This is a genomic window from Streptomyces sp. CLV115, from assembly GCF_038448545.1.
GTDB classification, from domain to species: Bacteria; Actinomycetota; Actinomycetes; order Streptomycetales; family Streptomycetaceae; genus Streptomyces; species Streptomyces sanglieri.
In genome coordinates this window covers 1-21,337 of the sequence record NZ_JBCEWQ010000118.1, presented here as the reverse complement: position 1 = coordinate 21,337, position 21,337 = coordinate 1, and the positions used below count along the sequence as shown (strand labels likewise).

Sequence of the window (21,337 nt, the reverse complement as noted above, 5' to 3'; positions counted from 1 at the left end):
CTGAGCGACTACCCTGGGCATCTCACCCATTGGACGTGTCGACAGGAGGGGTGGTTGTGACCACCGAGGTGCGCCGTCTGCGCAACTACATCAACGGAGAATTCCGGGACGCCGCTGACGGGCGGACCATCGATGTGATCAACCCGGTCACGGAAGAGGTCTACGCGACCTCGCCGCTCTCCGGGCAGGCCGATGTCGATGCCGCGATGGACGCCGCCGCGGCCGCTTTCCCCGCCTGGCGCGACGCCACGCCCGCCGAGCGCCAGAAGGCCCTGCTGAAGATCGCGGACGCCTTCGAGGAGCGTGCCGAGGACCTCATCGCCGCCGAGTCGGAGAACACGGGCAAGCCGCTCGAACTGACCCGTACCGAAGAGATCCCGCCGATGGTGGACCAGATCCGCTTCTTCGCGGGCGCGGCACGGCTGCTCGAAGGCCGCTCGGCCGGCGAGTACATGGAGGGCCTGACCTCCATCGTCCGGCGTGAGCCGGTCGGCGTCTGCGCGCAGGTCGCGCCGTGGAACTACCCGATGATGATGGCCGTCTGGAAGTTCGCCCCGGCGCTTGCCGCGGGCAACACCGTCGTCATCAAGCCGTCCGACACCACCCCGGCGTCGACCGTGCTGATCGCCGAGATCATCGGCCAGATCCTGCCCAAGGGCGTCTTCAACGTCATCTGCGGCGACCGGGACACCGGCCGCGCGATGGTCGAGCACCCGACCCCGGCGATGGCCTCCATCACCGGCTCGGTCCGGGCCGGCATGCAGGTCGCCGAGTCCGCCTCCAAGGACGTCAAGCGGGTCCACCTGGAGCTCGGTGGCAAGGCCCCGGTCGTCGTGTTCGAGGACACCGACATCGCCAAGGCCGTCGAGGGCATCTCCGCCGCGGGCTACTTCAACGCCGGCCAGGACTGCACCGCCGCGACCCGCGTCCTGGTCCACGAGTCCATCCACGACGAGTTCGTCACCGCGCTCGCCAAGGCCGCCGCCGACACCAAGACGGGGCAGCCGGACGACGAGGACGTGCTCTACGGCCCGCTCAACAACGCCAACCAGCTGAAGCAGGTCAGCGGCTTCATCGAGCGGCTCCCCGCCCACGCCAAGGTCGAGGCGGGCGGCCACCGGGTCGGCGAAAAGGGCTACTTCTACGCCCCGACCGTCGTCTCCGGCCTCAAGCAGGACGACGAGATCGTCCAGAACGAGGTCTTCGGCCCGGTCATCACCGTCCAGAAGTTCACCGACGAGGCCCAGGCCGTGGAGTACGCCAACGGCGTCGAGTACGCCCTGGCCTCCTCGGTGTGGACCAAGGACCACTCCCGCGCCATGCGGATGTCCAAGAACCTCGACTTCGGCTGTGTGTGGATCAACACCCACATCCCGCTCGTCGCCGAGATGCCGCACGGCGGTTTCAAGAAGTCCGGCTACGGCAAGGACCTCTCCGCCTACGGCTTCGAGGACTACACCCGCATCAAGCACGTCATGACCTCGCTCGACGGCTGATATCCCGTCAGCAGGCAGGCCACGGCCCCGGGCTCCCCGCCCGGGGCCGTGCCCGTTCGGGGTGTCGGCCCGTTCCCCGGTATCGACAGGGTGTGCGGACGGAACGGGTGCCGCTGGACGGTTGGTCCATTGTCCGGGCCGCCGGCCGACCGGCATCCTGCGCAGGTGCGAGCAACCCCGAAGAACCCCATGTCCCGCCGGTCCCTGCTGCGCGCCTTCGGAGCCACGGCGGCCGGTGTCACGCTGGCCGGCTGTGGAGTGCCCGCCGCCTATGTGGAGCCCGGTGACCGGGCCGGGCGCGACACCTCGGCGAGCGATCACGCCCTGCACTTCGCGAACTGGCCCCTGTACATCGACACCGACGACGAGGACGAGTCGAAGCGGCCCACCCTCGACGCCTTCGGCAGGCGGACCGGGATCTCCGTCACGTACACCGAGGAGATCAACGACAACGACGAGTTCTTCGGGAAGATCAGCCCGGCGCTGATGAACCACCAGGAGACCGGCCGGGACCTGATCGTCATCAGCGACTGGATGTCCGCCCGGTTCGTACGGCTGGGCTGGGTGCAGGAGATGGACCGGGCCAAGCAGCCGAACGTCGCCAAGTACCTGGATCCGCAGCTGCGCTCGCCCGCCTTCGACAAGGGCCGGCTGCACAGCATTCCCTGGCAGTCCGGGATCACCGGCATCGCCTACAACCGCAAGAGGCTCGGCCGCGAGATCAAGCACCTGAGCGATCTGTGGGCGGACGACCTGCGCGGCAAGGTGACACTGATGTCCGGGCTCGACGAGTCCTTCGCCCTGCTGATGCAGGGCAACGGCGTCGACGTCACCCGCTGGCGGCCGGACGACTTCTACCGGGTGTGCGACCAGGTCGAGAAGCTGGTGAGGAAGCGGCACATCCGCCGCTTCACCGGCAACGACTACATCAAGGACCTGTCCACCGGCGATGTGCTCGCCTGCCAGGCCTACTCCGGCGACGTCATCCAGCTCCAGGCCGACAACCCGGAGATCGAGTTCGTGGTTCCCGAGGAGGGGGCCGAGCTCTGGTCGGAATCGATGATGATCCCCAACCTCGCACGCCACAAGCGCAACGCGGAGCGGCTCATCGACTACTACTACGAGCCGGAGGTCGCCGCCGAGCTGGCGACCTGGGTCAACTACGTCTGCCCCGTCCCGGCCGCCCGCGAGGTGCTGGCCTCGTCCAAGGACGAGGAGACCGCGGCACTTGCCGAGGACCCGCTGATCTTCCCCGACGACGCGATGCGCAAACGGCTCGCGATCGCCCGCGACGTCACCTCCGAGGAACGCACCGAGTTCGCGAAGAAGTGGAACGCCATCGTCGGGCTGTGAGCCGTGCCGGAGACGTGCCAGGGGGTTGCCAGGGGGTTGCCAGGGGTGGCGAAAAGGGCCGGTGAATCCGGGCGTACGCTGCGGACATGAGCGAGCGAAGAGCCGTGCTGAGGCGCATACGCGTGTGGTTGGTCGTGTTCATCGTCTGTCTGGTGCTGAGCGGGCTGACCGCCTTTCCGCTCGTCCATGAACTCCACTGGGCCGAGGACCTGCTGAGGTCCTCGGCCTCTCCCGTTCCGGAGCACTTCCCGGCGCTGATGGAGTGGATCACCAAGGTCCGCACCGGCCTCGACGAGGCCGACGCGAAGTACCCCTTCGTGCTGTACGGCACGGACTGGCTGGCCTTCGCGCACCTGGTCATCGCGGTCGCCTTCTACGGCCCCTACCGCGACCCGGTCCGCAACATCTGGGTCATCGAATTCGGCATGATCGCCTGCGCCGGGATCATCCCGCTCGCGCTGATCTGCGGGCCCGTCCGCGGCATCCCCTTCTGGTGGTCCGTCATCGACATGTCGTTCGGGGTCTTCGGGGTGATCCCGCTGCTCGTGGTGCGCCGCATGATCAAGCGGCTGGAGGCGCTGGAGCGGACACCGCTGCCGGAGTCCGCCGCGACGGCCGCGCCGGCGCTCTGAGTCATCCGGCCGACGGGGCGCCGAAGGCGGCCACGACTATGTCCAGCGCCGTGGGATTCATGCCTTCCCCCTTCGCGTCCGTCGAGTTGACGCTGTAGACGAGGGTCCGGGAGAGATCACGGGTGGCCGCGACGGCCGTGTTGTAGCCCCAGCGGCCGCCCGTCTTGCCCCAGACCTCGCGTCCGCCCAGCCGCATCACCGAGAGACCCGCGCTGTACGCGGCGGGCTCGCCCGTGCCGTACTCGCGCACCGAGGGGTCGGGCAGCGTGAACATCTCCCGGAGCAGCGGACCGCGCACCACCCGCCCGCCGAACAGCGCCCGGGTGAAACGCTCCAGGTCGGCGGTGGTCGAGATCAGGTCTCCCGCAGCCCAGGCGTCCGTCGCCCCCCACACCGTCACATCGCGCAGCTCGCCCGTGCCGAAGAGCTGGTAGCCGCGGTTGTGAGGTCCGCGGATCGCCGGGTCGGTGCCGGGGAAGTACGTGTCCTTCAGGTGCAGGGGCTCCAGGACGCGCCGGGAGACCTGCGAGGCGTACGTGTCGCCCGTGACCCGCTCGATCAGCAGGCCCGCCACGGTGTAGCCGATGTTGGCGTAGTGCTGCTGGGTGCCGGGCACGAAGTCCGGCTTCCGGGAGGTGGCTTCGCGCACGGTCCGCACCGGGTCGTGCAGGTCGAAGCGGTGCGCGTACGCGTCGTCCGGGCCGCCGCCGGAGCCGACGGACGGGATGCCGCTCGTGTGGTTCAGCAACTGGCGCACCGTGACGCCCTCGTACGCCGCCGGGACCAGATCCGGCAGATAGTGCCGGACCGGGCGGTCCAGGCCGAGCCTGCCCTCCCCGGCCAGTTGCAGCACGACGGCCGCCGTGAAGACCTTGGTCACCGAGCCGGCCCGGAAGCGGCCGTCCGGGTCCGCCGGCCGGCCGGAGGCCAGGTCGTGGACGCCGGCGGTGCCCCGCCAGTCGCCCCCGGAGCCCGAGACCCGCACCAGCGCGGCCGTGGCGTCGTCCTTCGGGAGCCCCTGGATCGCGGCGCGCAGGGCCCCGGCGTCCGGGGCCCGCCCGGTGGCTTCCCGCTGGGCGAACTGGCCTGCGGCCGTGCGGGCATCGGTACCGGCCGCCGCCAGGGCCGGCGAGGCGGGGCCCGTGACGAGGCCGAGGACGAGCGCGGCTGCGAGGGCGGTGCTGGACATGCGGACGTTCATGACGGGTGCCTCCCGGGCGTGGAATCCTCAACTGTTGACGGAATCCATCCTGTTGACCGGGCCGCCCGGACGGATCCCCCGTCCGGGGGTTTGCCGGAGGGAGAACGGCTCCCTCGCGCGGGGGAGCCGGACGCCGGACCTCCCTCCGGCGGGGGAGCCACGGCCGGCGGGGGAGTCGCGGACGGCCGGGACGCCGAGGCCGAAGAAGGAGCCGCGACCGAAGTAGGAGCCGAGGTCGAAGAAGGAGCCGGGGCCGGCGAAGGAGTCACGACGCCGCACTCGTACGCGCAGATCACCGCCTGGATCCGGTCGCGCAGCCCCAGCTTGGACAGCACATTGCCGACATGGGTCTTCACCGTGTGCTCGCTGACGACCAGCGCCGCCGCGATCTCCGCGTTCGACAGCCCGCGGGCCAGGTGCAGCAGCGTCTCGCGCTCCCGCGCGGTCAGTACGTCCAGGCGTGCCGACGGTGCCACGGCCGCGGCCGGCGGGCGCGAGGTGTACTCGGCGATCAGCCGCCGTGCCACCGAAGGAGCCAGCAACGAGTCCCCGGCGGCCACCACCCGTACCGCGTGCACCAGGTCGTCGCGGCGGACGTCCTTGAGCAGGAAGCCGCTCGCGCCCGCGTGCAGCGCCTCGTAGACGTACTCGTCGGAGTCGAAGGTGGTCAGCATGACCGTCCGGCAGCCGCTCCCGGCGCTGATGCTGCGGCAGGCCTCGATGCCGTCCGTGCCGGGCATCCGGATGTCGAGCAGCGCCACATCGGGTGCCAGTCGCCGTACCGCTTCGACCGCGGCCCGGCCGTCACCCGCCTCGGCCACCACCTCGATGTCCGGCTGCGCGTCCAGGATCATCGCGAAGCCGCTGCGTACCAGCTCCTGGTCGTCGGCCACCACCACACGGATCGTCAACTTCCCACCTCTGTCCTCTGCCCCGTCCCCGTCGCTGCTTCCGTCTCCGGCCGGGCCCGCGGGATCGTCACCCGGACCCGGAACCCCCGTCCGCCCGGACCGGCACCGGTCCCGGCCGTGCCGCCGTGCGCGGCGGCACGCTCCCGGATGCCGATCAGCCCCAGCCCCGAGCCGCCGCCGGGCCCCCGCCCGTCGTCCGTGACGGTGAGCGTCAGCGCCTCGGGACCGTGCTCCAGCCGCACGGCCACCGTGCTCGCGTCCGCGTGCCTGACCACGTTCGTCAGCGCTTCCTGCACGATCCGGTAGACGGTCGCCTCGACCGCCGGGCCCGGCGTGCCGGGGCTGCCCATGACCTCGTACGAGACCGCCGGACCGCTGCCGCGCACCCGCTCCACGAGGCCCGGCAGTCCGGCCAGCGAGGGCTGGGGTTCCCGCGGCGCGTGGGGCGCTTCCCCGTTCTCGCGCAGCACGCCGAGCATCCGGCGCAGCTGCGCCATCGCGTCCCGGCCCGCCTCGGAGATCGCGTCGAAGGCCGCCTCGGCCCGTTCCGGCGCCGTGCGGACCGCCACCGGTCCCGCCTCGGCCTGCACGATCATCAGGCTCACCGCGTGGGACAGGATGTCGTGCATCTCCCGGGCGATCCGGGCCCGTTCGCGGGCCGCCGCCTGTTCGGCCTCGATCCGGTGCGTCAGCTCCAGCTGACGGGCCCGGTCCTCCACCGCGCGCAGATAGGCCCTGCGCGTCACCGTGAACCGGCCGAAGGCGTACGCCGCCGCGAACACGAACAGGGAGAAGAACAGCTCCCGCATGTCCTCGCCGTCGAGTCCGACCGAGACCAGCACCGCCGCCACCGTGAGCGCCGCGATCCCGATCCGCTTCGGCGGCGAGGAGAGCTCCGCGACCGTGCAGAAAGCCACGAGACCGGTGTACGGGAGCGGCTGTCCCGGCCCGTCGACGGTGAACGTGTACAGGGCACCGGCGGCCAGCACCGCGACGAGGACCGCGACCGGCGCCCGGCGGCGGGCCACCAGCGGCAGCACCGTCAGGGTGGTCAGCCCGTACGCCGTCCATGTCGCCTCCGGCAGCTCCGGGTCGCGCGGGACGACGAACGGCATGGTCATGGCGGCCTGGACCAGCAGAGCGACGAGCAGGTCCACGCCGAGGGGGCCGACCGCCGGGGCGAGTCCCGGCACTCTCGCGGTGATGTCCCGTACGCGCATCGGACCGGCGCCCTCAGGGCTTCCGCGCCACTGCGCCGAACTGCGCGACCCGCACCGCGCCGGGCTCGCCGCGCCAGTGCGCGCACGACACGATGCCCGGGTCCACCGGATCGAGCCCGGTGAGGAACGCGGCGAACTCGGCGCGGGTGCGGGCGGTGATCGGCGGGGTGGCGTTCTCGTTCCAGAACCGCATCGCCGCCTCGTTGCCCTCGCCGCCCAGCTCCAGCGTGGGATGGGTGAGCACCAGATGGCTGCCGGAGGGCAGCGCGTCCATCAGCGTGCGCACGATCCGCCGCGCCTCGTCGGTGTCGAGGACGAAGTTCAGGATGCCCAGGAGCATGACCGCGACCGGCCGCCCCAGGTCGAGCGCGGACGCGGACGCCCGCAGGATCCGCTCGGGATCGCGGGCATCCGCGTCGACGTACTCGGTCGCGCCCCGCGGCGATCCGGCCAGCAGCGTCCGGGAGAGCGCGAGCACCGCAGGATCGTTGTCGACGTACACGACGCGGCAGCCGGGCGCGGTGCGCCCGGCGATCTCGTGGGTGTTGCCGGCGCTCGGCAGGCCGGTGCCGATGTCCAGGAACTGCCGGATCCCCGCCTCACCGGCCAGATACCGGACCGCCCGCCCCAGGAACGCCCGGTCGGCGCGGGCCACTTCGCCGATGCTCGGGTACATGGCGGTGACCCGGTCGCCGACCGCCCGGTCCACGGGGTGGTTGTCCGTGCCGCCCAGCCAGTGGTTCCAGACCCGCGCGTTGTGGGCGACGTCGGTACGTACGCCCTCGGGGCCGGGGGCGGTGCGGGGATCGGTCATGTCGCTGCTCCTCCTGCGCCGGGTCCGCGTCACGGACGACGGGTGGCCCATGATGCCGGACCGGTCAACGATTTATACGCGCCGGGGAGTTGGCGATGACGTCGTGCAGGACGTCGACCCGGTTGGTGGTGATCGAGTCGACGCCGTGCCGGACCAGGCGGCGCATGGTCCGCCTGGTGTCGGCCGTCCAGGCGGAGACCAGCAGCCCGTCGCGGTGCAGCCGGTCCGTCAGTTCCGGGCCCACCAGACCGAACCGGTAGTTGAGCCAGCGCGGCCGCACCGCGTCGAGCAACGCGGCGCGCGGCGGTGCGAGAGTCGTCCAGGTCATGGCGATCTCGGCGCCGGGGTCGGCGGCCCGTACCCGGAGCATCGCCCCGGGACCGGCGCAGTAGTACACCCGCTCGCCGGCCCCGCACTCGCGCACCGCCCCGACGATCCTCGGCACGGAACCGTCGGTGGAGCCCGGCAGATCGACCATCACGCGGTGCGCCCCGGCGGCGAGCAGCGCCTCGCGCAGGGTGGGGACACCGCCCCGGGTCAGTTCGGTGAGCTCCGCGTGGGTCAGCCGGTCCAGCCGCACCTCATGACCCCACAGCCGCTTCAGTGTGGCGTCGTGCAGCAGGACCGGCACACCGTCACGGGTGAGCCGCACATCGATCTCGACCGCGTCCGCCCCTCGTCCGAGCGCGGAGCGGATCGAGGGCAGGGTGTTCTCGCGGACACGGTAGGGATCGCCCCGGTGGCCCACGGCGGTGACTGAAGAGACCATGGGGCCATTGTGGCCACCGGGGGTCACCGGCCCGAGCGCCCCAGCCAGTCGGCCGTGTACGTGTCGATCTCGGCGGCCAGCTTCCGCTTGCCGGCCGCGTCGAGGTACGACGCCTCGACGGCGTTCTTCGCCAGCGCGGCGAGACCCCGCTCGTCCAGAGCGAGGAGGCGGGCGGCCACCGCGTACTCGTTGTTGAGGTCGGTGCCGAACATCGGCGGGTCGTCGCTGTTGATGGTGACCAGGACGCCAGCGTCCACCATCTCCCTGACCGGGTGCTGCTCGATGTCCACCACGGCCCGGGTCGCGATGTTCGAGGTCGGGCAGACCTCCAGCGGGATGCGGTGCTCGGCGAGGTGGGCGAGCAGCTTCGGGTCCTTCACGGAGCTGGTGCCGTGGCCGATGCGCTCGGCGCGCAGGTGGGTCAGGGCGTCCCAGACGGTCTGCGGCCCGGTGGTCTCCCCGGCGTGCGGCACGGAGTGCAGGCCCGCGGCGATCGCCCGGTCGAAGTAGGGCTTGAACTGCGGGCGTTCCACCCCGACCTCCGGACCGCCGAGACCGAACGAGACGAGTCCCTCGGGCCGCAGGTCCACGGCGAGCCGGGCGGTCTCCTCGGCGGCCGCCAGCCCGGCCTCGCCGGGAATGTCGAAGCACCAGCGCAGCACGACACCCAGCTCGGCCTCGGCGGCCTTGCGGGCGTCCTCTATCGCCTCCATGAACGCCTGCTCGGGGATGCCGCGCCGGGTCGAGGAGTACGGCGTCACCGTCAGTTCCGCGTAGCGGATGTTCTGCCGCGCCATGTCGCGGGCGACCTCGAAGGTCAGCAGGCGGACATCCTCCGGGGTGCGGATCAGGTCCACGACGGAGAGGTACACCTCGATGAAGTGCCCGAAGTCCGTGAAGGTGAAGTAGTCGGCGAGCGCCTCCGGGTCGGTGGGGACCTTGGAGTCGGGGTGGTGCGCGGCCAGCTCGGCGACGATGCGGGGGGAGGCGGATCCGACATGGTGGACATGCAGTTCCGCCTTGGGCAGCCCCGCGATGAAGGGGTTCAGATCGGTCATCGGACTCTCCGGCGCGTGGGACGGTTCGGGTGCCGGGCACGGTCGGCCGGGCAGGGGACGGGGATCATCGTAGGCCGGGCCCGCCGGTGCGCAGCGGGGCCGTAGCATGACGGGACCACGATGGGGGAGGCCCATGTCAGACAACACAGAGCAGCCAGAGGGCGGGGCCGCGCCGCGCGATCCGTGGGCTCCGCCGGACAGCAAGGTGCCGCTGGAGAAGCAGGCCGGGGACACCCGCCCGCCCGCTGTGCACAGCCAGCCCACGGTCACCTCGATGCCGGGCGTCGGGGACGGCCCCGCGCCGGCCGACACACCGCCGCCGGCCTTCGGTGCGCCGGCTCAGAACGGGCCCCTGCCCGGCACCGGATTCGGTCCCGGTCCCGGCGAGGTCCCGCCGCCGCCGGTCGGGCCCAACGGACCGGGCCAGCCGGTACCGCCGGTCGCGGGCCAGTACGGCTACCCGGCGGCGCCCCCTGCGCAGTACGGCGGGTACCCGGGATACCCCGGCTACCCGCAGGCGCCCTGGGGCGGCCCGCCGCCCTCCAACGGCATGGGTACCGCGGCCATGGTCCTGGGCATCCTGGCCGTCTGCATGTTCTGCATCTACGGGATACCCAGCCTGGTCCTGGGCGTGCTGGCACTCATCTTCGGCATCCTCGGCCGCAAGCGGGTGCAGCGCGGTGAGGCGACCAACAGCGGTCAGGCGCTCGCCGGGATCATCATGGGGTCCATCGGCATCGTCTTCGGTGTGGTGATCATCAGCTTCTTCGTCTGGCTGTTCGTCACCCACGCCGAAGAATTCGAGGACAGCGGCTACAACGACGATCCCTACTCGACGTCCCTGGTCGTCGAGGTCACGCGCTAGGTGTATTGATCACGAGCCCGCCGGACGGGCCCGGCCGCTCCCGCGGTCCGTTCCGCTCCCGATGGCCCGGCCGCGCACGGCCGGGCCATCGGTCCGCCGGGCCACCGGGCGCCCCGGTCCCCTCATGAGGCGCGCAGCTCCGCCCGCGCGTCCATCAGCGCGAACCCCAGCAGATTCAGCCCCCGCCAGCTCGCCGGACTCTCCGCCCGGGGGTCGTCCGCAGCCAGTCCGATGCCCCATATCCGGTCCATCGGGCTCGCCTCGACCAGCACCCGGTCCCCGGTGTTCAGCAGGAACTCCCGCAGCTCCGGGTCGCCACCGAACTTGTGCACACTGCCGGCCACCACCAGTGGGTACCGCTCGCGCTGCCAGACCGCGTCGTCGAAACCGCGGACCAGCCGGCCCACCTTCTTCGCCACCGCCGGGCTCTTCGCCGCCACGGCCGCGGCCTCCGACTCCGCGTCGCCGAACAGCCGCGCCTTGCCGGCCATCATCCAGTGCTCCGCCGACGCGTACGTCACACCGTCGACCGTGAAGCGCGTGGGCCACCACTGGCTGAGGCAGCTCGCCCCGATCCGGCCGTCGGGCCGGGGGCGGTGTCCCCAGAAGTGCAGGTACTTCACCTTCTCGCCACGCGCGGCCTTCGCCAGGAGATCGTTCATGTGTTCCATGACACGCGATTCTGGCATTCGCCACTGACACTACGTACGGGGATTTCCGCACCGACGCGACACATGGTCGACAGATTCCGTCGCGTAACCAAAAGGCAACAACGGAATCACTTGTTGGGGTTGGCACCCTCTGCCAGGATCGGCACTCAAATCGAGCAGAGGCTACGCCGTCCCCGCATTCCGGGGTGCGGCGGAGGAGATCGTCATGGGCAACGGCATCCAGGTGCGGGACCGCTTCGCGGACGGCGCACAGTACATCGGCGGAAAGCTGCGGTCCGGAACATCGGGACGTCACCACGACGTGGTGAACCCGGCCACGGGAGAGACCGTCTACAGCTACGAACTGGCGGGCACCGCCGACGTGGACGCCGCCGTGGCGGCCGCCCGCGAGGCGTTCCCCGGCTGGTCGGGCGCGACACCCGCCGAGCGGGCCGAGGCGATGCACCGCTTCGCCGCCGTCCTCGCCGAGCAGGCCGACGACTTCGCGTACGTGGAGTCCCTCCAGTGCGGCAAGCCGATCAAGCTCTCCACCGAGTTCGACGTGCCCGGCACCGTGGACAACACCTCCTTCTTCGCCGGGGCCGCCCGCCACCTGGAGGGCAAGTCGGCCGCCGAGTACGACGGCGACCACACCTCCTGCGTACGCCGTGAGGCGATCGGCGTCGTCGGCTCCATCGCACCCTGGAACTACCCGCTCCAGATGGCCGCCTGGAAGGTCCTCCCGGCCATCGCGGCGGGCAACACGATCGTGCTGAAGCCCGCCGAGATCACCCCGCTCACCTCGCTGATGTTCGCCCAGGCGGCCACCGAGGCGGGCATCCCGGACGGTGTGGTCAACATCGTCACCGGCGCCGGCAAGGACGCCGGTGAGCACCTCGTCGGCCACCCGGACGTCGTGATGACCTCCTTCACCGGCTCCACCGCCGTCGGCAAGCGGGTCGCGGAGATCGCCACCTCCACCGTCAAGCGCCTGCACCTCGAACTCGGCGGCAAGGCCCCCTTCGTGGTCTTCGACGACGCCGACCTCGAAGCCGCGGTCAACGGCGCGGTCGCCGGGGCGCTCATCAACACCGGCCAGGACTGCACCGCCGCCACCCGCGCCTACGTCCAGCGCCCGCTGTACGACGCCTTCGTGCAGGGCGTCGCGGAGCTGATGGAGACCGTCCGGCTCGGCGACCCCTTCGACCCGTCCACCGACCTCGGCCCGCTGATCAGCCACGCCCAGCGGGACCGGGTCGCCGGATTCGTCGAGCGGGCCCGCGCGTACGCCACCGTCGTCACCGGCGGCGAGGCCCCCGGCGGCGAACTGGCGGCCGGCGCCTACTACCGGCCGACGCTGGTCGCCGGAGCGGCCCAGGACAGCGAGATCGTCCAGTCGGAGATCTTCGGCCCGGTCCTGGTCGTGCTGCCCTTCGACAGCGACGACGAGGGCATCCGCCTCGCCAACGACACCCCGTACGGACTCGCCGCCTCCGCCTGGAGCCGGGACCTGTACCGCGCCAACCGCGCCACCCGTGAGATCAAGGCGGGCTGCGTCTGGGTCAACGACCACATCCCGATCATCAGCGAGATGCCGCACGGCGGATACAAGGCCAGTGGCTTCGGCAAGGACATGTCCTCGTACTCCTTCGAGGAGTACACGCAGGTCAAGCACGTCATGTACGACAACACCGCGGTCGCCCGCAAGGACTGGCACCGCACGATCTTCGGGGACCGATAACCCGGCCGACCCCGGCCACACACACCCGAAAGGGCAACGCGCATGGAGCAGTACGAGCCCGAGCGCCTCTCCGCGGCCCAACTCGCCGCGATGCGACGCAGCCTCACCAGCGGCCGGGGCGCCCTGACCCGCCGATCGCTGATCCGCGCCTCCGGCATGGGGGCGCTGGCGATCGGCGGGCTGGGCACGCTGAGCGCGTGCGGCATCCCGCCCGCCAAGCGGGAGGGGGATGCCGCCGCGGCGTCCGACGACCACTCGGCCGAGGAGAAGCAGATCAACTTCTCCAACTGGACCGAGTACATGGACGTCACCGACGACGGCAAGCACCGGCCCACCCTGGAGGCGTTCACGAAACGCACCGGGATCCAGGTCAAGTACACCGAGGACATCAACGACAACGTCGAGTTCTTCGGGAAGATCAAGCCGCAGCTCGCGGCCGGCCAGGACACCGGCCGCGACATCATCTGCGTCACCGACTGGCTGGCCGCCCGCATCGTCCGCCTCGGCTGGGCGCAGAAGCTCGACGCGTCGAACCTGCCGCACGCCTACGCCAACCTGTCGGCCCAGTTCCGCTCCCCGGACTGGGACCCGGGCCGTGCCTACTCCTACCCCTGGGCGGGCATTCCCGCCGTCATCGCCTACAACTCCAAGGCGACCGGCGGCCGCAAGGTCGACTCCGTCACCCAGCTCCTCGACGACCCGAAGCTCAAGGGACGGGTCAGCTTCCTCTCGGAGATGCGCGACACCGTCGGCATGACCCTGCTCGACATGGGCAAGGACCCCGGGAACTTCACCGACGCCGACTACGACGCCGCGATCGGCCGGCTCCAGAAGGGCGTCGACAAGAACCAGATCCGCCGCTTCACCGGCAACGACTACACCGCCGACCTCGACAAGGGCGACATCGCCGCCTGCGTCGGATGGGCTGGCGACGTCATCCAGCTCCAGGCCGGGAACCCCGACATCAAGTACGCGATTCCGGCCGCGGGATACGTCATATCCAGCGACAACCTGCTGGTCCCGGTGAAGGCACGGCACAAGACCAACGCCGAGAAGCTCATCGACTACTACTACGAGCCGTCGGCCGCCGCGGAGCTCGCCGCGTACATCAACTTCGTCTGCCCGGTCGACGGGGTCCGCGACGAACTGGCGAAGATCGATCAGGCGATGGCCGACAACGTCCTGATCCTCCCGGACAAGGAGATGGCGTCCCGGTCGCACGCCTTCCGCTCCCTGACCGCCAAGGAAGAGACGGCGTACGAAGAGAAGTTCGCCAAGCTCATCGGCGCCTGACCGCCGCTCCTCTCCAGCCCCGATCCCCCTCTGACACCACTGGGACCGCGATCCATGACACAGCAGCAGACCGGCGGCGACGTCCGCCTCACCGGGATCAGCAAGACGTACGGCTCCTTCGAAGCCGTCAAGCCGCTCGATCTGACCGTCCCGCAGGGCTCCTTCTTCGCGCTGCTCGGCGCGTCCGGCTGCGGCAAGACCACCACCCTGCGGATGATCGCGGGCCTGGAGGAGGCGACCACCGGCACGGTCTCGCTCGGCGGCCGCGACATCACCGGGCTTCCCCCGTACAAACGGCCCGTCAACACGGTCTTCCAGAGCTACGCGCTCTTCCCGCACCTCGACATCACCGAGAACGTCGCCTTCGGCCTGCGCCGGCGCGGCATCAAGTCGGTGAAGAAGCAGGTCGACGAGATGCTGGAGCTCGTCCAGCTCGGCGACTTCGCCAAGCGCAAGCCGCACCAGCTCTCCGGCGGCCAGCAGCAGCGCGTCGCCGTCGCCCGCGCCCTGATCAACCACCCGCAGGTGCTCCTGCTCGACGAACCGCTCGGCGCCCTCGACCTCAAGCTGCGCCGCCAGATGCAGCTGGAGCTCAAGCGCATCCAGACCGAGGTCGGCATCACCTTCATCCACGTCACCCACGACCAGGAGGAGGCCATGACCATGGCCGACACCGTCGCGGTGATGAACGGGGGCCGGGTCGAGCAGCTCGGTGCCCCCGCCGACCTGTACGAGAACCCGAGGACGACCTTCGTCGCCAACTTCCTCGGCACCTCCAACCTCATCGAGGGCGAGATCGTCTCCGCCGGCACCGACATCGTGGTGGCGGCGGGCGGCGGCAAGCTGCGGCTGCCCACCGACCGGTGTACGGCCCCGACCGGCAGCGGCGGCAAGCTGCTCCTCGGTGTCCGCCCGGAGAAGATCTCGCTCGCGCACGCCGACGACGCGGACGCGATCGCCGACGGCCGCAACCGGGTCACCGGCCGGATCGTCGACTCCAGCTTCATCGGCGTCTCCACCCAGTACGTCGTGGAGAGCCCGGCGGGCAAGGCGCTCCAGGTGTATGAGCAGAACATCGAGCGTGACGCGCGGCTCACGGCCGGGGCAGAGGTCGTCCTGCACTGGAACCCGGCGCACACCTTCGGTCTGGACGCCGCCCAGTCCATGCTTGCGGGGACGATGGGCGACGCCGGTGTGGAGACGGTGGAGGACGCGGCGTGAGCCTCACCAAGGAGGCGCCACCGGCGCCCGTCACGGCGGAGCCGGCGATACGCAAGCCCTCCACCCGCAAGCGCCTCGTCCCGTACTGGCTGCTGCTGCCCGGCATCCTGTGGCTGATCGTCTTCTTCGCGCTGCCGCTGGTCTACCAGGCGTCGACCTCCGTACAGACCGGATCCCTGGAGAAGGGATTCGAGGTCACCTGGCACTTCCAGACCTACTGGGACGCGCTGACCGACTACTACCCGCAGTTCATCAGGTCCCTGCTGTACGCCGGTACCGCCACCATCCTGTGCCTGCTGCTCGGCTACCCGCTCGCCTACCTCATCGCGTTCAAGGCGGGCCGCTGGCGCAACGTCGTCCTGGTGCTGGTCATCGCGCCGTTCTTCACCAGCTTCCTGATCCGCACGCTCGCCTGGAAGACGATCCTCGCGGACGGCGGCGCGGTCGTCGACGTACTGAACACCCTGCACGTCCTGGACGTCACCAGCTGGCTCGGCTGGACCGAGTCCAACCGGGTGCTGGCCACCCCGATGGCGGTGGTCTGCGGTCTCACGTACAACTTCCTGCCGTTCATGATCCTGCCGCTCTACACCTCGCTGGAGCGGATCGACGGCAGGCTGCACGAGGCGGCCGGCGACCTCTACGCCACCCCCGCCACCACCTTCCGCAAGGTGACCTTCCCGCTCTCCATGCCGGGCGTCGTCTCCGGAACGCTGCTCACCTTCATCCCGGCCAGCGGCGACTACGTCAACGCGGAACTGCTGGGCTCCACCGACACGAAGATGGTCGGCAGCGTCATCCAGACCCAGTTCCTGCGGGTCCTGGACTACCCGACGGCGGCCGCGCTCTCCTTCATCCTCATGGCGGTCGTCCTGATCATGGTCACCGTCTACATCCGCCGCTCCGGGACGGAGGACCTGGTCTGATGCCCGTACTGCGCTGGATACGCCGGAACCTGATCGTCATCGCGGGTCTGCTGACCCTCGCGTACATGATCCTTCCGAACGTCGTCGTCATGGTGTTCTCGTTCAACAAGCCGAACGGGCGCTTCAACTACTCCTGGCAGCGCTTCTCGCTGGACGCCTGGAAGGACCCCTGCGGCGTCGCCGACATGTGCGGCTCGCTCTCGCTGTCCCTGCAGATCGCCCTCTGGGCCACCATCGGCGCCACCGCCCTCGGCACGATGATCTCCTTCGCGCTGGTCCGCTACCGCTTCCGGGCGCGCGGCGCGATCAACTCGCTGATCTTCCTGCCGATGGCGATGCCCGAGGTCGTCATGGCCGCCTCGCTGCTCACCCTCTTCCTCAACATGGGCGCACAGCTGGGTTTCTGGACGATCCTCATCGCGCACATCATGTTCTGCCTGAGCTTCGTCGTGACGGCCGTCAAGGCGCGCGTGATGTCGATGGACCCGAGGCTGGAGGAGGCGGCCCGCGATCTGTACGCCGGCCCCGTGCAGACCTTCCTGCGGGTGACGCTGCCGATCGCCTCCCCCGGAATCGCGGCGGGAGCGCTGCTCGCCTTCGCGCTCTCGTTCGACGATTTCATCATCACCAATTTCAACGCGGGCTCCACCGTGACCTTCCCCATGTTCGTCTGGGGATCGGCGCAGCGCGGCACGCCCGTGCAGATCAACGTCATCGGAACGGCGATGTTCATCATTGCCGTGATGGTGGTGGTCGTCGGCCAGCTCATCGCGAACCGGCGGAAGAACAGCGCACGATAGAAAGCCCTGAAGGAGTTGGAAACCATGGCCCCAGCTGCCATGCGTACTGCTGCACAATCACTCTCCGACGCGAAGCCGGTCCCGTTCTGGCTGGACGACCCCGGCAAGCCCGCCGCACTGCCCGCGCTCACCGGTGACGAGCACTGCGACCTGCTGGTCGTCGGCGGCGGCTACAGCGGACTGTGGACCGCGCTGATCGCCAAGGAACGCGAACCGGAACGGGACGTCGTACTGATCGAGGGGCACGAGGTGGGCTGGGCCGCCTCGGGCCGCAACGGCGGATTCTGCGCCGCCTCCCTCACCCATGGTCTGCCCAACGGGCTGGAGCGCTGGCCCGAGGAGATCCACAAGCTGGAGGAGCTCGGCGAACGGAACCTCGACGCCATCGAGGCCGCCGTCGCCCGCTACGCCATCGACTGCGAATTCGAGCGCACCGGCGAGATCGACGTCGCCACCGAGCCCCACCAGCTCGAAGAGCTGCGCGAATGGCACCAGGAGGCCCAGAAGCTCGGCTTCACCGGGCTGGAGTTCCTGGACCGGGACGCGCTGCGCGCCGAGGTCGACTCCCCGACCTTCCTGGGCGGCCTGTGGGACCGGCGCGGGGTAGCCATGCTGCACCCGGCCAAGCTGGCTTGGGGCCTGAAGCGGGCCTGCGCCGACCTGGGCGTGCGGGTGTACGAGCACACCCGGGGCCTCGAACTGGCCAGGACCGGCACGGGAATGGCGGTCCGCACCCCGTACGGAAGGGTCTTCGCGCGCCGGGTGGCCCTCGGTACGAACATCTTCCCGTCGCTGGTCAAGCGGGTGCGCCCGTACACCGTGCCGGTCTACGACTACGCGCTGATGACCGAGCCGCTCACCGCCGGGCAGCTCGACTCCATCGGCTGGAAGAACCGGCAGGGGCTGGGCGACAGCGCCAATCAGTTCCACTATTTCCGGCTGTCGGCGGACAACCGGATCCTGTGGGGCGGCTATGACGCGATCTATCCTTACGGCGGCCGGCTGAGCGCCGATCTCGACCAGCGTCCGGAGACCTTCCTCAAACTCGCGGGCCAGTTCTTCGACTGTTTCCCGCAATTGGCCGGGGTGCGTTTCAGCCATGCCTGGGGCGGGGCGATCGACACCTGTTCGCGCTTTTCCGCGTTCTTCGGCACGGCCCATCAGGGACGGGTCGCCTATGCCGCCGGATTCACCGGACTCGGCGTCGGCGCCACCCGTTTCGGGGCCGATGTGATGCTCGATCTGCTGGCGGGCGAGCAGAACGAAATCACCGCGCTGGAAATGGTCCGCAGCAAGCCGATGCCGTTCCCGCCGGAGCCCTTCGCCTGGGCCGGGATCGAGCTGACCAAGCGGTCCCTGGCCAGGGCGGACGGCAACGGCGGCCGGCGCAATCTCTGGCTGCGGACAATGGACCGGCTGGGCCTCGGCTTCGACAGCTGAGACCGGTCCCCGTCTTCGACGGCCGAATCCGAACGGGCCGGTCACCCCTGGGGGTGACCGGCCCGTTCGTCGTGAATTCGTCGGCCGAACCCGCGTAATCGATCGGCGTCATCTCTCTCTCCCGTGTGCACGCACCGGCACCGCATGGCCGGTGCACACGGAATGGAGACGGTTCATGGCTGGCGCGGGGGTCAAGGCAGCGGTCGAATGGCTGGCATCGGTGGCGCCGGATCCGGACGCGTGCCGGTGGGAATGGGAGCGCAATCCCCGGGGGGTGACGCTCCTTCCCGCCGGCCGTCGCTGGGACGTGCTGCTTCTTCCGGGGGAGCTGGGACGTCCCACCCTCGACGTACTGACCCGGCTCATCGACCGGCCCGGGCCCGTCCTCGGGGACTTCGGCGATGCCCGCACGGGCTTCTTCGTGGCCCCGGGAACCGCCGCCCGCTGGGTCGGCACCGGCGTGCGCGGCGCGGGGCAGGGGACCTGGATCGTGGTGCCCCATCCGGGCCGGGCGGCCGGCAGCGGGGTGCGCTGGCTGATCCCGCCCGACGGTTCGGGAACCCTCACCGACACGGCACTCCTGGAGCTGGCGATGCACGAGGCGGCGGCCGAACGGGCCGAGCGGGACTGACGGGCCGAGTGCGGGGGCTGAGGCGGACGGCCCGGCGGCGGGCCGGGACCGCCAGAGGTCTTGACAACCTGATTGGTCTGGACCATGTTGTGGCGGCCGCACTCAATTCCCCCATGTACGGAGGCCGTTGTGGAACGCACGGGACCCCCCGCCCGATTTACCGGAGTCGTGGCCGCCTTCGCGGCGGCCCTGCTCGCCGCCGGCGGTCTGACCGCCCTCGCACCGTCCGCCGTCGCCGCCGACACCGATCTGGCGCGCAACGGCGGCTTCGAGTCCGGCCTGGACGGCTGGAGCTGCACCGGCGGCAGCGGAGCAGCCGTCAGCACCCCGGCGTACAACGGCACTTCGGCGCTGAAGGCCACCCCGGCCGGCGCCGACAACGCCAAGTGCTCCCAGCAGGTGGCGGTCCAGCCGGACTCCGCCTACACGCTGAGCGCCTGGGTACAGGGCTCCTACGTCTATCTCGGCGCGGAGGGCACCGGCACCACCGACGTGTCCACCTGGACCCAGTCGTCGGCCGACTGGAAGCAGCTCACCACGACGTTCAGGACCGGCCCGTCCACCACCAAGGTCACCGTCTACACCCATGGCTGGTTCGGCACCCCCGCCTACTACGCCGACGACCTCACCCTCGTCGGTCCGGGCGGGGCCCCCGCGGAGCTCCCGGCCGTCCCCGCCGGACTCAAGGCGGGTACGGTCACCGCCTCCTCCGTCGACCTCTCGTGGACCGGTTCCTCCGGGGCCACCGGCTACAACGTCTACCGTGGCGGCACCAAGGTCCTCTCGGTCACCGGCACCTCCGCCACCGTGTCCGGACTCACCGCGTCGACCTTGTACGAATTCCAGGTCGCCGCGACCAACTCCGCGGGGGAGTCCGCCAAGTCCGCGGCCGTCCAGGCCACCACCACGGCGGGCGGCGGCGGGAGCGAGGGAGGCGGCCTGCCGGCCCACGCCCTCGTCGGCTATCTGCACTCCAGCTTCGCCAACGGCTCCGGCTACACGCGCATGGCGGACGTGCCCGACTCCTGGGACGTCATCGACCTGGCCTTCGGCGAACCGACCTCGGTCACCTCGGGCGACATCCGCTTCAAGCTCTGCCCGGTCACCGAGTGCCCGAACGTCGAGTCCGAGGCCGAGTTCAAGGCGGCCGTCAAGGCCAAGCAGGCCAAGGGCAAGAAGGTGCTGATCTCCATCGGCGGCCAGAACGGCCAGGTCCAGCTCGCCACCGCCGCCGCCCGCGACATGTTCGTCTCCTCGGTCGGCAAGATCATCGACGAGTACGGGCTGGACGGCCTCGACATCGACTTCGAGGGCCACTCGCTCTCGCTGAACACCGGTGACACCGACTTCCGGAACCCCACCACGCCGGTGATCGTCAACCTGATCTCGGCGGTGAAGACCCTCAAGGCCAAGTACGGCGACAAGTTCGTCCTCACCATGGCCCCCGAGACCTTCTTCGTACAGCTCGGCTACCAGTACTACGGCTCGGGGCCGTGGGGCGGCCAGGACCCGCGCGCCGGTGCCTACCTGCCGGTGATCCACGCGCTGCGCGACGACCTCACCCTGCTGCACGTCCAGGACTACAACTCGGGCTCGATCATGGGCCTGGACAACCAGTACCACTCGATGGGCGGCGCGGACTTCCACATCGCCATGACGGACATGCTGCTCACCGGCTTCCCGGTGGCGGGCGACCAGACCAAGGTCTTCCCGGCGCTCCGCCCCGACCAGGTCGCCATCGGACTGCCGGCCTCCACCCAGGCGGGCAACGGCCACACCTCGCCCGCCGAGGTCACCAAGGCACTGAACTGCCTGACGAAGAAGACCGACTGCGGCTCCTACACCACCCACGGGACCTGGCCCGCGCTGCGCGGACTGATGACGTGGTCGATCAACTGGGACCGGTTCAACAACGGGGAGTTCTCGAAGAACTTCGACGCCTACTTCGGCGGCTGAGGGGCACAAAGGGCCCATAGCGGCAGCAGCACCGCCCCGCCGCACAGGAACCAGCTGCCCAGCACGTCCAGCGGCCAGTGATAGCCGCGCAGCACCAGACCGATGCCCGTCGCCGTGGTCAGCAGGACAGCGGCGACGGGCATCATCCACGACCACGCCCGCCTCACGTACGGCATGACCAGCAGTGCCGCCGCCCCGTACGCCACCACGGCCGTCGCCGCATGACCGGACGGGAAGTAGCCGGTGGCCTCCGTCAGCGGTCCCGGACGGGCGATCCACGCCTTCAGCGGGACGACGAGCGCGGGCACCGCGCCCATCGCGAGCGCCGCGTACAGGGGTGGGGGGCGCTCGCCGCGCCCC

General features: G+C 70.4%; 19 protein-coding genes and 1 pseudogene. 12 read left to right on the top strand and 8 right to left on the bottom strand.

From position 1 onward, the window contains the following. Positions 1-56 precede the first annotated feature (56 nt). The 3 genes from AADR41_RS30570 (at position 57) to AADR41_RS30560 (ending at position 3,481) form a co-directional block, all read left to right on the top strand. Positions 57-1,496 (top strand): gamma-aminobutyraldehyde dehydrogenase, encoded by a 1,440-nt coding sequence (locus AADR41_RS30570; protein WP_342284749.1) that lies wholly within the window; start codon positions 57-59, stop codon positions 1,494-1,496. A gap of 189 nt (positions 1,497-1,685) precedes the next feature. Further along, positions 1,686-2,849 (top strand): ABC transporter substrate-binding protein, encoded by a 1,164-nt coding sequence (locus AADR41_RS30565; protein WP_342284759.1) that lies wholly within the window; start codon positions 1,686-1,688, stop codon positions 2,847-2,849. Positions 2,850-2,935: 86 nt separating this feature from the next. Further along, complete coding sequence (locus AADR41_RS30560) at positions 2,936-3,481, top strand: hypothetical protein (protein ID WP_342284747.1); 546 nt, start codon at positions 2,936-2,938, stop codon at positions 3,479-3,481. A 1-nt stretch (position 3,482) separates the two neighbouring features. On the opposite strand, the gene AADR41_RS30555 is transcribed toward AADR41_RS30560, so the two are convergent. From AADR41_RS30555 to AADR41_RS30530, 6 genes and pseudogenes are all read right to left on the bottom strand, one after another. Further along, a complete protein-coding gene (locus AADR41_RS30555; protein ID WP_342284746.1) occupies positions 3,483-4,670 on the bottom strand; it encodes a serine hydrolase domain-containing protein in 1,188 nt (395 codons plus the stop codon). A gap of 269 nt (positions 4,671-4,939) precedes the next feature. After that, positions 4,940-5,593, bottom strand: a pseudogene (locus AADR41_RS30550) (response regulator); the annotation flags it as partial. Continuing rightward, positions 5,590-6,813, bottom strand: a complete 1,224-nt coding sequence (locus AADR41_RS30545; protein WP_446751130.1) for a sensor histidine kinase — start codon at positions 6,811-6,813, stop codon at positions 5,590-5,592. The gene AADR41_RS30545 and the pseudogene AADR41_RS30550, both read right to left, overlap by 4 nt. A gap of 13 nt (positions 6,814-6,826) precedes the next feature. Beyond that, positions 6,827-7,627, bottom strand: a complete 801-nt coding sequence (locus AADR41_RS30540; RefSeq protein ID WP_342284744.1) for an SAM-dependent methyltransferase — start codon at positions 7,625-7,627, stop codon at positions 6,827-6,829. Positions 7,628-7,691: 64 nt separating this feature from the next. Continuing rightward, complete coding sequence (locus AADR41_RS30535; protein WP_342284742.1) at positions 7,692-8,396, bottom strand: glycerophosphodiester phosphodiesterase; 705 nt, start codon at positions 8,394-8,396, stop codon at positions 7,692-7,694. A gap of 23 nt (positions 8,397-8,419) precedes the next feature. Continuing rightward, on the bottom strand, positions 8,420-9,454 hold the full coding sequence (locus AADR41_RS30530) for an adenosine deaminase (protein ID WP_342284741.1): 1,035 nt from the start codon (positions 9,452-9,454) through the stop codon (positions 8,420-8,422). Positions 9,455-9,587: 133 nt separating this feature from the next. Between AADR41_RS30530 and AADR41_RS30525 the strand changes: the two genes are divergently transcribed. Next, the gene (locus AADR41_RS30525; protein WP_342284740.1) at positions 9,588-10,319 is read left to right on the top strand and encodes a DUF4190 domain-containing protein; all 732 of its coding nucleotides are present in this window, start codon (positions 9,588-9,590) and stop codon (positions 10,317-10,319) included. 122 nt (positions 10,320-10,441) lie between these two features. On the opposite strand, the gene AADR41_RS30520 is transcribed toward AADR41_RS30525, so the two are convergent. Further along, on the bottom strand, positions 10,442-10,981 hold the full coding sequence (locus AADR41_RS30520) for an NADAR family protein (protein ID WP_446751129.1): 540 nt from the start codon (positions 10,979-10,981) through the stop codon (positions 10,442-10,444). 214 nt (positions 10,982-11,195) lie between these two features. On the opposite strand from AADR41_RS30520, the gene AADR41_RS30515 reads away from it, so the two are divergent. The 8 genes from AADR41_RS30515 to AADR41_RS30480 all read left to right on the top strand — a co-directional run bounded on the left by AADR41_RS30515 (position 11,196) and on the right by AADR41_RS30480 (position 20,977). Next, the gene (locus AADR41_RS30515) at positions 11,196-12,710 is read left to right on the top strand and encodes a gamma-aminobutyraldehyde dehydrogenase (RefSeq protein ID WP_342284736.1); all 1,515 of its coding nucleotides are present in this window, start codon (positions 11,196-11,198) and stop codon (positions 12,708-12,710) included. 42 nt (positions 12,711-12,752) lie between these two features. Continuing rightward, a complete protein-coding gene (locus AADR41_RS30510; RefSeq protein ID WP_342284734.1) occupies positions 12,753-14,003 on the top strand; it encodes an ABC transporter substrate-binding protein in 1,251 nt (416 codons plus the stop codon). A 54-nt stretch (positions 14,004-14,057) separates the two neighbouring features. After that, positions 14,058-15,224, top strand: a complete 1,167-nt coding sequence (locus AADR41_RS30505) for an ABC transporter ATP-binding protein (protein ID WP_342284732.1) — start codon at positions 14,058-14,060, stop codon at positions 15,222-15,224. Beyond that, complete coding sequence (locus AADR41_RS30500) at positions 15,221-16,150, top strand: ABC transporter permease (RefSeq protein ID WP_342284731.1); 930 nt, start codon at positions 15,221-15,223, stop codon at positions 16,148-16,150. The genes AADR41_RS30505 and AADR41_RS30500 overlap by 4 nt, the downstream gene beginning before the upstream one ends. After that, positions 16,150-16,950, top strand: a complete 801-nt coding sequence (locus tag AADR41_RS30495) for an ABC transporter permease (protein ID WP_342284729.1) — start codon at positions 16,150-16,152, stop codon at positions 16,948-16,950. Before AADR41_RS30500 ends, AADR41_RS30495 begins: the two co-directional genes overlap by 1 nt. Before the next feature lie 24 nt (positions 16,951-16,974). Continuing rightward, positions 16,975-18,390 (top strand): NAD(P)/FAD-dependent oxidoreductase, encoded by a 1,416-nt coding sequence (locus AADR41_RS30490; protein WP_342284728.1) that lies wholly within the window; start codon positions 16,975-16,977, stop codon positions 18,388-18,390. Positions 18,391-18,565: 175 nt separating this feature from the next. Further along, on the top strand, positions 18,566-19,021 hold the full coding sequence (locus AADR41_RS30485; protein ID WP_342284725.1) for a hypothetical protein: 456 nt from the start codon (positions 18,566-18,568) through the stop codon (positions 19,019-19,021). Between the two features lie 129 nt (positions 19,022-19,150). After that, positions 19,151-20,977 (top strand): chitinase, encoded by a 1,827-nt coding sequence (locus AADR41_RS30480; protein ID WP_342284724.1) that lies wholly within the window; start codon positions 19,151-19,153, stop codon positions 20,975-20,977. On the opposite strand, the gene AADR41_RS30475 is transcribed toward AADR41_RS30480, so the two are convergent. Beyond that, positions 20,962-21,337: phosphatase PAP2 family protein (locus AADR41_RS30475; RefSeq protein WP_342284723.1), on the bottom strand; the 376-nt coding region annotated here is incomplete at its 5' end. The genes AADR41_RS30480 and AADR41_RS30475 overlap by 16 nt on opposite strands.